Source organism: Candidatus Trichorickettsia mobilis (assembly GCF_034366785.1).
Classification (GTDB): Bacteria; Pseudomonadota; Alphaproteobacteria; order Rickettsiales; family Rickettsiaceae; genus Trichorickettsia; species Trichorickettsia mobilis_A.
In genome coordinates, this window is the sequence record NZ_CP112932.1 from 248,475 (window position 1) to 263,817 (window position 15,343).

The 15,343-nt window shown below is 32.5% G+C and carries 10 protein-coding genes; 6 read left to right on the plus strand and 4 right to left on the minus strand.

Annotated features, from left to right (window positions below; genetic code table 11):
• Complete coding sequence (locus Trichorick_RS01105) at positions 1-423, plus strand: helix-turn-helix domain-containing protein (protein ID WP_323738431.1); 423 nt, start codon at positions 1-3, stop codon at positions 421-423.
• Between the two features lie 585 nt (positions 424-1,008).
• On the opposite strand, the gene ybgF is transcribed toward Trichorick_RS01105, so the two are convergent.
• Together ybgF and Trichorick_RS01115 are read right to left on the minus strand one after the other, a co-directional pair.
• A complete protein-coding gene (gene ybgF / locus Trichorick_RS01110; RefSeq protein ID WP_323738432.1) occupies positions 1,009-1,788 on the minus strand; it encodes a tol-pal system protein YbgF in 780 nt (259 codons plus the stop codon).
• A gap of 67 nt (positions 1,789-1,855) precedes the next feature.
• Positions 1,856-3,361, minus strand: coding sequence for a sensor histidine kinase (locus tag Trichorick_RS01115; protein ID WP_323738433.1), 1,506 nt, complete (start codon positions 3,359-3,361; stop codon positions 1,856-1,858).
• A 26-nt stretch (positions 3,362-3,387) separates the two neighbouring features.
• Between Trichorick_RS01115 and Trichorick_RS01120 the strand changes: the two genes are divergently transcribed.
• From Trichorick_RS01120 to mltG, 5 genes are all read left to right on the plus strand, one after another.
• Positions 3,388-4,893, plus strand: a complete 1,506-nt coding sequence (locus Trichorick_RS01120; protein WP_323738434.1) for a hypothetical protein — start codon at positions 3,388-3,390, stop codon at positions 4,891-4,893.
• A 321-nt stretch (positions 4,894-5,214) separates the two neighbouring features.
• A complete protein-coding gene (gene yajC, locus Trichorick_RS01125; protein WP_323738435.1) occupies positions 5,215-5,613 on the plus strand; it encodes a preprotein translocase subunit YajC in 399 nt (132 codons plus the stop codon).
• Entirely contained in the window at positions 5,597-7,141 is a 1,545-nt protein-coding gene (gene secD / locus Trichorick_RS01130) for a protein translocase subunit SecD (protein WP_323738436.1), read from the plus strand. Before yajC ends, secD begins: the two co-directional genes overlap by 17 nt.
• A gap of 219 nt (positions 7,142-7,360) precedes the next feature.
• Positions 7,361-7,759 (plus strand): Mth938-like domain-containing protein, encoded by a 399-nt coding sequence (locus Trichorick_RS01135; RefSeq protein WP_323738437.1) that lies wholly within the window; start codon positions 7,361-7,363, stop codon positions 7,757-7,759.
• A gap of 16 nt (positions 7,760-7,775) precedes the next feature.
• Entirely contained in the window at positions 7,776-8,756 is a 981-nt protein-coding gene (mltG, locus tag Trichorick_RS01140; RefSeq protein WP_323738438.1) for an endolytic transglycosylase MltG, read from the plus strand.
• Positions 8,757-8,880: 124 nt separating this feature from the next.
• Here mltG and Trichorick_RS01145 read toward each other — a convergent pair whose 3' ends face one another.
• Positions 8,881-14,550: an alpha-2-macroglobulin family protein gene (locus tag Trichorick_RS01145; protein ID WP_323738439.1), complete on the minus strand. Its 5,670-nt coding sequence runs from the start codon at positions 14,548-14,550 to the stop codon at positions 8,881-8,883.
• 316 nt (positions 14,551-14,866) lie between these two features.
• A complete protein-coding gene (gene apaG / locus Trichorick_RS01150; RefSeq protein WP_323738440.1) occupies positions 14,867-15,292 on the minus strand; it encodes a Co2+/Mg2+ efflux protein ApaG in 426 nt (141 codons plus the stop codon).
• Between the last annotated feature and the right edge of the window lie 51 nt (positions 15,293-15,343).

Below are 15,343 nucleotides of genomic sequence, written 5' to 3' on the forward strand. Positions count from 1 at the left end.
ATGCCATCAAAATTAAAACAAGCTAGAATAAAAATGGGGTGCTCAACATCAGAAGCAGCGCAAGCGTTACATATTAGAGAACAATACTTAATTGCTCTTGAAGAAAATGATTTTTCTGCCATTCCAGGAAAAGTATATGTGGATGGATATCTAAAATTATATTCTAGGTACCTAGGAATTGATTTAGTAGTTAATTCTGTAAATACTCCTCATAATGGTATGTTGCAAAGCAAAATAACGGTAGAGCACAAGTTTTCTAAATATCTAGTTATTGTTTCAATTTTAATGTTAATTATTACTGTCATTAGCTACAATTCTGTGTTGCGAAGTAATGTGGATATTGATGTAATGTCTATAGTAGAAAACACAGAAAAAGTTTCTGAAACAAATTATAATATTGGTATCAAATATAATGAAAAGTAGAGCGTTTTAGCTTCTGCAAACCTAATTACGAAAGTGTTCAATTGAACTGTGTCAATAAGATTCGTCATAGCACATCGAAAGCGAAGCAATTGTAAGATAGAAATATGATCCAGTCAAATGCCCGAGTATTCAATTTTGTTATTAATAGTCCTCCCCTCCCGGTCATCTGAGTGTTCCGAAAGTCATCTCGAATAAGCTATGTCATCCCGAACTTGTTTCGGGATCTTTTCAGAATTGCACCAGATCCTGAAATAAATTCAAGATAACTCAGAAGACACTCGGATGATTTTCGGGATTTACTATTTAAAATTCAGGATGACTATTCAAAATTATGTAAGCGTTCAGGGGTTTTTAAAAAAGTCGTCATTGCGAAAAGCTTTAGCTCTTCGCAATGACGTTGGTCACCAGCTTTTTAAGTCGCATATTGATGTTCAATTTTAAAATCGTGAACAACGTCCATAATTATTATAAACTAGCTTATTATTCACCACTGACTAGATCATGTTTCTATATTACAATTGCTTCGATTTTTAACAAAATCTCGCAATCATGACTTTTTCTAAAAACCGTGAACGCTCACCACTTTTAATTACAACCAAGTTTAATTTTGATATCTTTAGCTCTTTTTATAGAAGCTGCTGGTCTGCTAGGAAATTCTGCTTCAAGTTTTGCCAGTACTCCGCAAGCCTCCTGTTTTTTATTTAGCTCACCTAGTGCAATAGCGAGTTTCAACAAAGAATCAGCAGCTTTGGTGCCTTTTGGAGAATGTTTATATCCTTTAAGATAGTTTATAGTCGCTTTATCAAAGATAGCACGTCTAAAAAAAACCTCTCCATACCAAAAATAAGCATTACTTATTAACGGGCTTTGAGGATTTTTTGTTAAAAATTCAGCAAATTTTTCTTCGGCGATTTGCAACTTATTCTCTTTTAAAGCAGCCAAAGCTAAATCATATTGTTTTTTATCATCTTCAACATTATTAGCAGCAACAGAAGGCTTAACTATCAACTCTCTAGGATTGTTATCAGAACTTAATGTTGAAATATCAAATACATCATTTCGATCACTAGAATCTTGCAACGATTTAGGCTTCACTGCAGTTTGCCCTTGGCTTACATTATTTGGTAATGATGGGTTGGCAGATTTTATTTGTTGTTCTAGGACAGATATTTTATGTTCCAATAATTCTACTCTAGACAGTAGAGCTTGAATTTCTTTTTGCTGCTGTTCAATTTGATTATAATCATTCTCAACCTCCACCTTATCAAATTTAAGCTGCTGGCTTTGTATTTGGTAATCTTGGCTTGCAAGTAGATCAACTGACAAAACACATATAAAAAATAGAAATAGAGTTTTTCTGAGCATATTATTATTCAATTAAATGCAGCTGCATTATACATATAATCCATAAGAAATCAATTATTCACTAAATTTATATAGTAATGCTATCTTCATATTTAAAAGTAAGAGTAATAGTAGTTCCTACACCGATAATGCTGGTTAAGTCGAATTTACCATGCATTAGCTCTACTAGTTTCTTGGTCAAAGGCAAACCAAGACCCGTTCCTTCATATTTTCTACTTAATTTATTATCAATTTGCCCAAATGTAGATAATGCTTTTGGTATATCCTTTTCACTCATGCCAATACCAGTATCAATTACTTGTATATATACTTCACTCATGTTAGCATCTATTGTTATTTTTAAGGTAATTTTTCCATTCTCAGGAGTAAATTTAACAGAATTTGATAATAGATTTAATAAAGCCTGTTTCAATCTTTTGGGATCAGCCTTGATAACAATATGTTCTTTTGGTAAATCTTCGATTAATTGTATTTTTGCTTCATCTGCTCTGGGTTTTACAAAACGCATGCTGGAAGAAGCCAATTTATTGAGATCAAGTTCAACATGTTCAACTTTAAGCTTATCAACCGATGCTTTTGAAAAATCCAAGATGTCATTAATAATACTAAGTAAATGTTTACCAGAATTATTTATATCTTGGACATATTCTGCGTATTGTTTATTTTCTATAGCACCGTAGGTTTCAGAGATTATGATTTCAGAAAAACCAATAATTGCATTAAGTGGCGTGCGTAACTCATGACTAACATTTGCTAAAAACTCTGTTTTTGCAGAGCTTTCAGTTTCTGCACGAATTCTTGCTTCTTCAAGCCCTCGGTTAGCTTCAAATTGTTTATTAATTATACGTTGAGCATAGTTTGTATTATATGTTACTATACTAAAAAAAATCGAAAAAATAATCAGGAAAGCGGTAAATACTTTTTGTTCAAGATATGACATATTTTTCCATTGCTCGGTAACATCCGTATCAATTTCCATTACACTATCAACTATAAAATCACCTAAGTCATCATCAATAATAGGGATATAACTACTAATAAAAGATGCTGAAGTTGATTTCTTATCTTTATTTATTATTAGAGTTTCTGGCCAAAGAGCGTGAGTTGTTTTACCATGAAAAGCAGATTCTATAGTTTGATTATTCATTAAATCACGTAAGAAATATTTATCAATTTTTGCTAAAATCAATCCATAAATACTACTATCATTATGTTTAAGATGAGCTATGTTATCCGATTGCATATTGCTGATAAATTTGTTGCCATACATATCAAATAACGAAATTTGAGCATTGATATGTCTAAAAAAAGCTATAGAATCTTTTACAAAATCTATAAAATCTTGATCTTGTAATAAGTTTTGATAGCTATTTTTTTTGAATTTTTTTATAGCTATGGGATGCATATCCCATATATGCTTTTGATAAATTTCGGCAATGCGAGAATTTTCTGTTGCTACTTGTTTTACGATTATTTCTTCAATCATAAAATAACGATATAATATTATATTCGCAACAATGTTGAGAAATAACCCAATAAATGATAGTCTGATAACGTATTTATTCTGTATCATAAAAAATCACTTAACTAAAATTATATATGACAGACATCAACTTTACTAGTGCAAAAATAGCAGCCTTAGCATTAGATACGCAAGCATCTACTAATAAAACTTTAACAGATTTATTAAATGAATTGCAAACTGGTTCAATACTAAAGGGAACAGTATCTGAGATAACCAAAGATGGTCATGCTATTTTTACTACAAAAATCGGTAAATTTATCGTAGAAAATAAAAATGATCTTAAAGGTGGTGATCGTATTGCTGTCAAAGTTCTACAGTCTGATCAACCACAATTAACTTGCAAATTAGTTTCTATTAATAATGAAAATACTAATAATAGAGCTGCTAAACTAGAATTAACACTGATTACGCGCCAAACACTTAATGCTGAACCGCCTCATGTTCATACTTATGATTCTGCTCCGGTTAACATTCAAAAACCGCTATCGACTCTTAAGTCAGTACAAGCAGTGGTAGTTTATAAAAATAATTCACAACTTAATAAAGACTCTAGCTTATATGATATTTTTAAAAATTTAGAAGTTGGTAATGTTATAGAATGTGAAGTAGTGCATAACACTAACTTAAAATCTCCATCCTATCATCAAATTACTGGAACAGTAACTAATAATGATAACCTATCCAAACAATTAATAAAAACTGTTTTTGGTATCTTGTCAATAGAAGCTCCACTAACTCTATTGCCGATAGGTAAAGAACTTCATTTTGCTATAAAAACTATTAATAATATTCCTCTAAATCTAGAGCATATTCCTATTAAATCGGATGTAGCAGATTTTTTATTTAAACTTAATCATAGCTTACCGGTTTTAGAGCAGTTGAAAGAAGTAATATTAAAGTTAACTACGATAAATCCTCCTCAACCTATAAATAATAATATTGTTGATCTCAAAGCAACTCAAACAACATATAGCGAAAATAGTCTATTACTAGATACAGAAGCTAGCAGTAATCATAAACCATCTATGACTAAAGATCATAATCGTCAACCTTATAATCAGCAGTTAAATGACTTAACTGTAATTAAAGATACTCAACAGCAAAGTTTGCAAGATATCAGAGAATTGTTTAAAATAATAAATGATAAAAATCAGGTTAAAGAACTAGCAATAGACTTTGAAAAAATCAAGTCATCTTTAATCACAGAGAGGGTAGATAGCGATAATTTACCACAATGGTGTATTTTATATTTGCCAATTATTGATAATGATCAGCTTAAGAAACATAAAATATTTTTTAAGCGTACAGCACAATTAGTAAGATTTATTGTATCAGTGAATGCAGAGAATATAGGGGAATTACAATTAGACGGTTTATTAAAAATAGCTGCAAATAATAAACAAAAGGTAGAAAGTTTTGATTTAATCATCAGGTTTAAAGATCTTGTAAATAAGCAATTACAAGAAGATATAGGTCAAATATTTTTATATGGACAAGGAGTAAGCGGCATCGCTGGTAGCTTAAACTTTGAAGCAGTGGCAGAATTAACATTTCCCGATGATTTATCAGAGCCAAGGTGAATTGTCAGTAGAAGCCATAGGCCGCAGCTCTGTAAAAAATGAGAGTGTTCACAATGAACTGTTCAAATTGTCAAGCTTTGAGGACTTTGCCTGAAGCAATCCAGAAAAGCTTGTTAACCCTTTAATAAACTGGATTGTATCTTAAACAAACCAACAAAATAGTTAGAGTAAAATAAGAGGAGTGATTGCTACAGCTGAAACGTGACCTCACAATGACGATTGAATCACTATTTATCATGTAAGTCAAAGAGTTTATAGATGAAGTTTAACTTGACTTAAATCTAGTCAATGGTAGTTTATACCCTAAAAAGGAGAAGATAAATGTTGATAACAAATGCATATGCTAGTGACGATACTATAGCGATCGAAGGGGCAGAAACTTTACCAAAAGCGCCAGATCAATTCCAGTCAAGCTGGACTAGCATAGTACCAATGGTACTTATTTTTGTAGTTTTATATTTTTTCTTGATTCGTCCGCAGGAAAAACGCCGTAAGCAACAAGAAGAATTAGTAGGGGGAGTAAAGAAAGGAGAAGAGGTGATAACATCTAGTGGTATTATGGGTACGGTGACTAAAGTTAGTGATAACAATATTGTAGAAATTGAAGTGGCAAAAGATGTGCAAATTAAAATGTTAAAGAGCGCAATTGTTGATATTACTAGCCGTAAACCAGAAGTAAAAGATAAAAAAGAGCAAGGTAAGAGTGCAAAGTCTGCCTAAATCAAAGATAATTATCTCTATATTGTGTACGCTAATTGCTTTAATATATGCGATGCCAAATTTTACTGCCATAAATTCTAAATGGCTGCCAGGTAATAAAGTAAATTTAGGCTTGGATTTAAAGGGTGGTGCGCATCTATTGTTTGATGTGGATTTTCCTAGTTATGTGGATGACGTTATGGAAGTAATAGGTGATAATTTAAGAAAACTTTTACGTGAAGAGAAAGTGGGATATAAAAATTTAGTAGTAAAACATAATTTGCTGGAATTTGATTTACGCACTGAAAATGATTTTGAGCAAGTAAAAAAAATTATTCATAAGCTTGATCCAAAAATTAACATTGAATCACAGCAGCGTCATCTGCAGTTAAAATATGATGAAGCAGAGTTAAAACAATTACTTGGTAAAGTAATAGAGCAATCCATAGAAATTATTCGAATGAGAGTGGATAGTACCGGTACTACTGAGCCTATTATCCAACGACAAGGAGATAGGCATATTTTATTACAAGTGCCAGGAGAAGAAAATCCACAACAGTTAAAAAATATCTTAGGTAAGACTGCTAAACTTACTTTCCATTTAGTAGATGAAACAGCAAATTTTACAGAAGCTCTTAAAGGACATTTACCGGCAGGCTCAATTTTGATCAAAGGTGATAATGATAATACAGCAGTAGTGATTAAGAAAAAAGCTATTATTGGTGGTGATCAATTAACTAATGCTCAAGCCAGTTTTGATCAAAATTCACGACCGGTTGTAGCTTTTTCGTTTAGTAATTTTGGTGGAAAGATTTTTGCTGAAGTAACAAAAAACAATACTGGTAAGAGATTGGCGATAGTATTAGATAATAGATTATTAAGTGCACCAGTAGTGAATGAACCAATTCTTGGCGGTAATGGTTCTATCTCTGGGAATTTTACTGTTGAATCTGCTAATGAGTTAGCATTGTTACTTAGAGCCGGAGCTTTACCAGCGCCTTTGAGCATTGTTGAAGAACGAACAATAGGAGCTACTCTTGGTGCAGATTCAGTGGCTTCAGGTAGATGTGCAGCTGTTATTGGCTTTATTGCTATTGCTATCTTTATGATTTGGTCTTATGGAGTGTTGGGTATCTTTGCTAATATAGCGTTAGCGTTAGCTTTATTATATATATTAGCGTTATTATCAATATTACAAGCTACTTTAACTTTACCTGGTATTGCTGGTATAATCTTGACTATGGGGATGGCAGTAGATGCTAATGTATTGATTTATGAGCGAATAAAAGAAGAATTACATAATGGAGCTTCTAATTTGCACGCAATTAGAGTAGGCTTTAAGTCGGCTTTTGCAACAATTATGGATTCCAATATCACGACGTTAGTAGTAGCGTTTATATTATATTTGTTTGGAATAGGAGCGGTTAAGGGTTTTGCTGTAACTTTATCAATTGGAATTATCTCTTCAATGTTTGCAGCAATTATAATTACCAAGTTATTGGTAGACGTCTGGGTGAAATATTATCAACCAAAAAGTTTAGGTTTGTAGCTTTATACTATTTTTGCTATAATTAAAACAGTGTTAAAGGCTAAGAACCATCATCTTGAACACAAAGCATCCGAACACAAAAGGTTATCTCAAACACCCAATGTCATCCCGAAACAAGTTCGGGATGACATTGAGTGTTCGGGATGACATTGGGTGTTTGATGAACTCTATATCTTGGTTCATTTTTTGTACGCAATGCCTAATAAACGGTAACTCACAATGGATATTACACCTTTATTATCGCGTAACTTAAATTCTATAACAGGCTACAGTAGTAATGGTATTAAAATTAATGACAAGCTGATTAATTATGATATCATTTTATCACCACAAAACTTATTAATATGGCAAAACCAGTCAGGGATCGATGATCCAGGTAGCTATATTCAAATCATTGAAGAAATAGAGAATCAAGCCTATAATAATATAATATTGATCATAGGTACGGGGAATAGGTATATTCCTAATTTACAATTAGTACGGGCTTTGTTTAAAAAACATAACCTAGCTCCAGAAATAATGTCTACTTCGAATGCTTGTCACACCTATAATGTATTAGTAACAGAAGGAAGAGTAGTATATGCAATGTTGGTGGTACAAGCTGAACCTTCCTTTTAAATTTACTGGTAACTAATTGATAAAAAAAATCTTAAAAGCAAAATTTATATTTTTAATATTGTTTATAACTTTATTTATAAGCATGATTAATTTTTATGCAGTATATTTATTAACCCCAGGACCGTTGTTGAATCCAAAAGTTGTAATTATTCCAAAAAAATTGTCAATTCACAAGATTAGCACTCAGCTTAAGTCGTTTGATGTTATTAGATATCCTAAACTTTTTTGGCTAATATCTACCTTATACTCGCTTAAATATCCTTTAAAAAGTGGTGAATACAAATTCACTACCAAAATATCTCCATTGCAAGTGCTAAACATTTTGTCTACTGGTAAATCTATAGTACATAAACTTATAGTTCCAGAAGGAGTAATGGTTAGTGAAGTGCTAGCAAAAGTTAATGCAGAGGAACGATTATTTGGTGAGATGATTACAAAAGTTCCAGAAGGATATTTGATGCCCTCAACTTACTTTTTTTCATATGGTGATCAAAAAGAGCAAATAATTGACCAGATGCGTAAGTTAATGTCAGCACAGCTAGATATAGCAATGAGTAAATTATCCGCTGATTCACCATTAAAAACAAGAATGGAGGTATTAATTTTAGCTTCAATTGTAGAAAAAGAAACAGCCAATGACGAAGAGCGTCCGCTTGTTGCAGCAGTGTTTTTAAATCGGCTTAAGAAAGGTATGAAGCTACAAGCTGATCCCACTACTATTTATGGAATTACTGAAGGTAAATTTAAGCTTTCTAGGCTTTTGACTAGGAAAGATTTGAGCTTACAATCACCATATAACACTTATTATATTTTTAACCTTCCTCCAGGTCCTATAGCTTGCCCTGGAATAAAGTCATTGCAGGCAGTAGTAAATCCAGCCAAAACCTCAGCCTTATATTTTGTAGTAAATGGTATGGGTGGTCATAATTTTTCTAGCACTCTTGAAGATCATAACCAGCATGTAGAAAATTATAGAAAGTTACGTGATAGCAAATAATTTTTATAGAGTGTTCAATGAACTGTGTCAATTAAGTTAAAAACGTTTCTAACTTACAACACTCACCGTTCACATCATCTTTTTCCTTAACTTGACACGTATGGTTTATTGAACATTTATCGATCTATTCGATTATTAGATTGCCTATTGTACCACCTCTATAATAAATAGTTGGTATGTACATAGATTCACCATAAATTGCTGGAATCAATACATTACCTCGATTTACTGCTTTTATTTGATATTTATACTGAGCTGCTTGCGTTGAAGCAGTGCCAAACATTATAATTCTATCTTCTCTACGATCGACATAAAAAACATTCCATGGTGAGCTTATGGTTTTTTGATCAACGACATTTTGTAATTCAAAACCTCCCGGCAACAGATCAACCACAGCAATATTACTTAAATCTCGATCACTCCCAGATCTAATGGTAACCAATACATTAACAATATCACCCAATTGCACTGTTTGCACCTCTTTACCTTGCTCGTCCAAATATTGTTTTTGCAACTCAAGACCACTCATAGATTCGTCCTTACTTAGTTCACGATCAAATCCACTAGTTAATAATTGATAAAAAAATCCTGGCATGTCAGAAGATAAGGTCAATTTAGTAGCCGATTGTAAATTAGCTGCTGTCTTTATTAAGTAATTGCTTAAATTTCGAGTTTGTTGATTACCCTGTTCATCATACATTGTTACTTTAAAACTTTCTGCAGCCTTGTCATCTACTGCATTGGTGTAAGCTACGCTTGCCATAATTGCATATGAAGATGCTATGGTATTATTTGACCCAGCAATTAAATTGGCAATACCATAAACTATCTTTTTGTCGACATTCTTCAATCTTTCACCAAAATGCTGCGATAATAAATATATATATTGCGAGTACTTTATTAGTTTATTATAAAAATTATATTCTACGCTAAGCTGGTCCATTTTTGCATCCACAGTAAATTTATCCAGTAATCCATTAGCTTCAGGTATCATTTGTAACATCCGATAACTAGCTGCAATATAGACTGCCGCTAAATCATTATGCCAACTATCCTTATATTCTGATTCCAAATAATTAATAACATTGGCTAAATAATTAGTAGTAATCTCATTATTCCTGGTTAATACATACATAGCATAAGATTTTTCTCTTGCTTCATTTAAAGAATTTATCGACCTATTAGCCATATTTTTTAAATAATTCATCCCTGATTTGAATACATCATCAGGAATTGGTAAATTTCTTGCCGCAGCTTCAGTTAAAAAATGCATTGCATATACTGAGATAAAATCATCATTATCGCCAAATCTACCCCAAACGTTAAAGCTACCATCATAATTTTGTCGTTCACGCATTAACATAAATACTTCATTTAGAGTTTTATCTAACTCTTTACGAGCATCATTGCTAATCGCTACCAAATTACTTTGGTCATATAGTAAAACATTGGGAAAATTCTTGCTAATTATCTGCTCAGTACAACCGTAAGGATAATTTGATAAATATGCCTGCAAGCCATTAATAATCCCTATAGGCAGTGACGATACAGATAAATCAACTTGACTAAATTCAGGATATATTTTTCGTGATATTGGAATATCAGCCTGTTTATCATTAACATAAGCAGTATCAACAATGGTCATTTTTGGTGATGCTGGACGTACGCTAGTACTCGTAGTAATGATAGCGCGTTTATCATTTAAGATTGCGGTAATTTGTATTGAAGCTGCTCCCAATTTATCTTTTGCTCTAACCTTAACCTTAACTGTATTATCTTTGCCTTCGTTGATCAATAGATCCGCAGGTTTTTCGATAATTTCCAGATGTTCACTAGCTTCAATCATCAGCTTAACTTTAGCGTTGCCAGAACCTGTAATATTATTGGCTATGGTTATCGGCATAATAAATTCATCTTTTGGTGCAACAAATAATGGAATATTGGGATTAATAACAAAATCCCCCTGCACGATAGAAGTAGCTTCAGTACTACCAACAGCATCATTTGCTACCGCTACTGCCATTACTCGCAAAGTGCCGTTAAAATAATCGGGAATATTAAATTTGAGCTTTTGTGGAGTCATCGATGAATCAATTATTCCAGACCAGAATACTACTGGCGGCTGATCTTTACGCTTAAACGGATTAAGATTTTTACCATCATTGATGAAACCATCACCGCCTACTGCCGCATTCATTTTTAACATTGAATATTCCGGTAGAATTAAATCTAATGTATGACTAGTATTGACTTCTAACGCTCGATTTTTGATAAAATAACTAATTGGATCTGGAGTTTTGTATTTACCAAATAATAAGATACCCTCATCTACAGCAAATACTGCTATCTTACCAGCTTTCTTGGTACTATACTCCACTATATATTCACTTCCTGGCTTAATTATTTTTGGCACATTAAGAGTGATCTTTTGCGATCTGCGATCAATATTAGCAGTAAACGGTACGCTGGCATAACTAAAAGGACTAATAAAAATCTCTTTTGATTCTAGTGAACGCATAAATTGGATATTCAAAAATCCTTTACCTTCAAAATCTTCAGGAATTTTTATTTTTTGTACACTATTAGTACTATTTGCTTTAAACCAATTAAAGCTATGAACTTTATTAGTTTCAATAGTTAATAACCCATAGCCAGTATATGGAGCGATAATGTTTACCTCTAACTCATCCCCAGCTTTATAGTCTGTTTTGTTGGTTTTAACTTTAAGAATATTATTTTTAGTTAATTTAGCAGCAACATTACCTTCTCCTACTACAGTAAAATTAGTTTGAGCTAGCTTATTTTGATCTTGATCAATAATATAGATTACATAGTCGCCAACATTACTAGTAGGTAAGTTATAACTGTACCCAGCAACCGGAATACTTATAGAATTTTGATCAACTAAACTCTCTACTAGTAATGATTGATAGGCATAGCTACCATCATTCTGTTTAGTTAAACTATTAACATAATCTATCTTTTTCAATTGCAGCATTAATTCTGCAGTAGCTATCTTTTTAGCTTCACTGTCAATCGCAATAAATTCAATTTGTCGTTTATCTTGTTGATTAATATATTCTAGATCTCCATTTGCTTTTAACCCAAGCACATATGGTAAAGACGATACCATAATCGATTTCATTGTACTTACACTACGGCCAGAATCAGTATCAAAACCTTCGGCGATAAAGTTCATCCGATAAGTTGTATCTTTATAGTTTTTTAAATCAATGACAAAATCTGCCTTCCCTTGCTCATCCGTTAAAGTGTCATTTAATTGTTGAATAAAATCCTTATCACTGCTGATGCCACTATAAAAACTGTAATCTTTAAATCCAGGGATAGTAATAGCAGTTGGAACTAAATTTATTTTGGCAGCAATTTTTTTCTTTATAGCCGGAGTACCGTACAAATTTATTAAATCTACTGTTGCTATCAAACTTTCAGGTTTCACCCATAGTTTTTGTGAATTTATAGCAAAGCTGGAAGTAATCTTCATTCGATCTGGCATAAATTCTTCCACTCGAACACTAACACTGCCTAGACAACTTCCACGATACCCATCTTTAGTAATATAAAGAAAAATATTATAATTCCCGGTCGGTGAACTATCTCGTGTTTTAAAGACATAATCAACAAAACCTTCCTGATTAAGCTTGATCTTTTGATTATCAATAATTTGTCCCCGTGGGTTTGTGACTTCTAATTCCAATGGTAATCCTGCAAAACTATTTTGTAGGTTAGCCTGCTTGATAATGATACCAATATTACCCTGCTCTCCTGGTCGATAGATTCCACGATCAGAAAATAAATAAGCTTTTAGCCCTTCTGGCGAGGTCAATATTCCTGAGACCTCAAATTTTGAATAATTAACTTCTCTATCAATTCTGCCATATGGCATAAACGACAAATCATTACCATACTTCATTACATATGCTACAGGGGCCTTTTCTTTATTAAAACCACTCAATGAAGGTAATAATAAATAGCCAGCGCTGTTGGTTTCTCCTGCTGCTATCTCTTGCCCATTTAAACCAATAACTCCTACTTTCACTCCCTTTAAAGGAGCGCCTTTACGAATAGATGAAACAAATATGTTTTGCGAACCATCTTGATTTGTTTTTGCCATAAAACCAATATCAGTAACCAGAATAAGTCTTTTATCAGATATTGTTTGTTTTGATTTAGGATCAACATAAGAAATATTGACAAAAAATAAGCCCTTATTATCAGCTGCTTTATTTTTCTCGGTTAAATATTTGCTTAGATCTAAAGTAGAATACTGAGGGAGATATTCTTCACTATTATTTAAGGTGATATCTTCTTCAAATATTTGAGCAATATTATACTCATTAAATTCCCAATTCTTAAAAACTAGATTCTCAAATTTTCCATATTTATAAGTTTGGCTAACCAAATGATTGATATTATTAGGATTGATTCTACCAATTTCTACATGTAATTTATCTATTCCTAAAGAATAAATCGATAATTTATGCTCACCAGATAATGATAATATCGAACCTTCTGACAAAATCTTAATCTCTTTAGAAAAATCTGGTAACGCTATTACCTGCTTATAATCCTTACCTAAGACAAAATCTCCATAAGAGCTCATTCCCTGTTTTAGTTTGAATAACAAGTATCGTCCTGAGATACTGGCAACTCTAAAGCTATGTACGGTAGAATACTCAGTTGCATTTGGCAAACCCTCAAACCCTACAGTTTGACTATTTTCTAAAACCTCTTTAGTAATTTCAGCGATACTCTGCCATTGATAATCTTTTTTACTAAAACCACCAACAAAAGACGCTGGCTTATCTTGCGGCAATAAAACTAATTCTAAATTCTTTTTTACTTCTGCAGATGTTGCAGGAGCATTTAATTGTATAATTAGTATTTGTTCTGGTATGTATTGATCATTTTTTATTATTTTAATCTCCGCTGCAGTAACTTTGAAATAGGAATAAATATTTGGAATCAACACTTGTTCTTTGTATAGGTAATATGGCTTACTTTCTCTAGACCAACTATATCTCTGCGCTCGCGCTTTTAATTCAGCATTAATTGCGTCATAATTAAGTGCTGTACCACCATAATTAGGTTTCAATCCTTCTTTAATCACTAAAGAAACTATTTTTTCTTCTTTTTCTAAAGCTTTTATCTCTGTTACCAAATTAACTTCAGTATTATCATTATTAAAAACCGTGGAAAATGGTAAGGTCTTTGGCCCTAAACTACTAGAAAATACTAGACTGGATTGTAAAGATTTTTGATCAATCGGATAGTTAAAGATTAATTTAGTTTGAACAAATTTTTTATTTATATCATTAGGATCCTGAAGATATTGCATTTCTGGAATCCTTGGTAATAATGGCTTGGTTTGAAAATTGATAGTATATTGGTTAAGAGATAGAAAATAAGGTAATATTCCTTTATCAATGGTAACTTTATAACTGCTACCTACCAGCCAATAATTTTTTGGTATAAAAGTAATGCCATAATTATTATCACTAAAACGCCATTCACCTTCAATTTTAGGCTCTATAGTAATACCTTTGGTGATCTTCTGACCACTTAGCTGGAGATCACGATTAGGAGTACGACAATAATTAGTAGTATTTGTTTCACACCAATTAATGTTTAAGCTATTGTTATTTTCTAGGTCAGATTCATCAATTTTAAGATATACCGGAAGCTTATCATCCAAATCAGTTGCTATAGGAGTACTGCTGGCAAAACAACAAAAGTTAATTAATAAATAAAAAATATAGATTAAGACTTGAAACATACTAATAATAATTTTCTAAAAATTTGCAGTGGTACTGAGCTGATTAAATAATTGTCCGAAAGACTCTATCATTTAAGTTGAATTAGCACTATAGTCATCCCGAACACACAACAGTTAACTCAAACGTATGTGCCACTCCAGACACATATGTCATCCCGAATACCTAACGTCATCCCTAACACACAACGTCATCCCTAACACACAACGTCATCCCGAACTTGTTTCGGGATCTCATCAGAATTTCATAAGATCCCGAAACAAGTTCGGAATGACGTTGTGTGTTAGGGATGACATTAATGTGTAAACAACTATAACCTCAATTAATTTTGCGTACATCATTATTAATATCTAAAGAAAACGCCGGAACATTAATAACAAATTCCTGTTCTGTAGCTAAGTTAACAGCAAAATATCTTCCTAACATCAAGCCTGAGCTAGAAAATAATCGTACCTGACTAGTATATTCAAATACCTCTCTTGGCTTGATTATCGGTTGTTGCCCAACCACACCAGCTCCTTTAACTTCCTCCATTTTGCCATTCGCATCAAAAATCTGCCAATGGCGCCCGACAACTTGAATAGGAATCTCACTAAGATTCTCAATTCTAATACTATATAACCAAACAAAGGAGTTCTGTTCTATTTTAGAGCCTTCAGCATAAAACTCAGGTTGCACGCTAACTCTAACATCTTCTGTACTCTCAATGAAAATCCACTGTTTCTGATTAGCACTAATACCCATCGTACTCTCTCAACTCAACTACTAAAAATAATAAATTTAAAGACTAACACC

Coding starts and splice junctions, on each gene's coding strand:
- Trichorick_RS01120 (WP_323738434.1), top strand. CDS start 3,388: ATGACAGACATCAACTTTACTAGTGCAAAAATAGCAGCCTTAGCATTA.
- Trichorick_RS01135 (WP_323738437.1), top strand. CDS start 7,361: ATGGATATTACACCTTTATTATCGCGTAACTTAAATTCTATAACAGGC.
- Trichorick_RS01115 (WP_323738433.1), bottom strand. CDS start 3,361: ATGATACAGAATAAATACGTTATCAGACTATCATTTATTGGGTTATTT.
- ybgF (WP_323738432.1), bottom strand. CDS start 1,788: ATGCTCAGAAAAACTCTATTTCTATTTTTTATATGTGTTTTGTCAGTT.
- apaG (WP_323738440.1), bottom strand. CDS start 15,292: ATGGGTATTAGTGCTAATCAGAAACAGTGGATTTTCATTGAGAGTACA.
- Trichorick_RS01105 (WP_323738431.1), top strand. CDS start 1: ATGCCATCAAAATTAAAACAAGCTAGAATAAAAATGGGGTGCTCAACA.
- Trichorick_RS01145 (WP_323738439.1), bottom strand. CDS start 14,550: ATGTTTCAAGTCTTAATCTATATTTTTTATTTATTAATTAACTTTTGT.
- yajC (WP_323738435.1), top strand. CDS start 5,215: ATGTTGATAACAAATGCATATGCTAGTGACGATACTATAGCGATCGAA.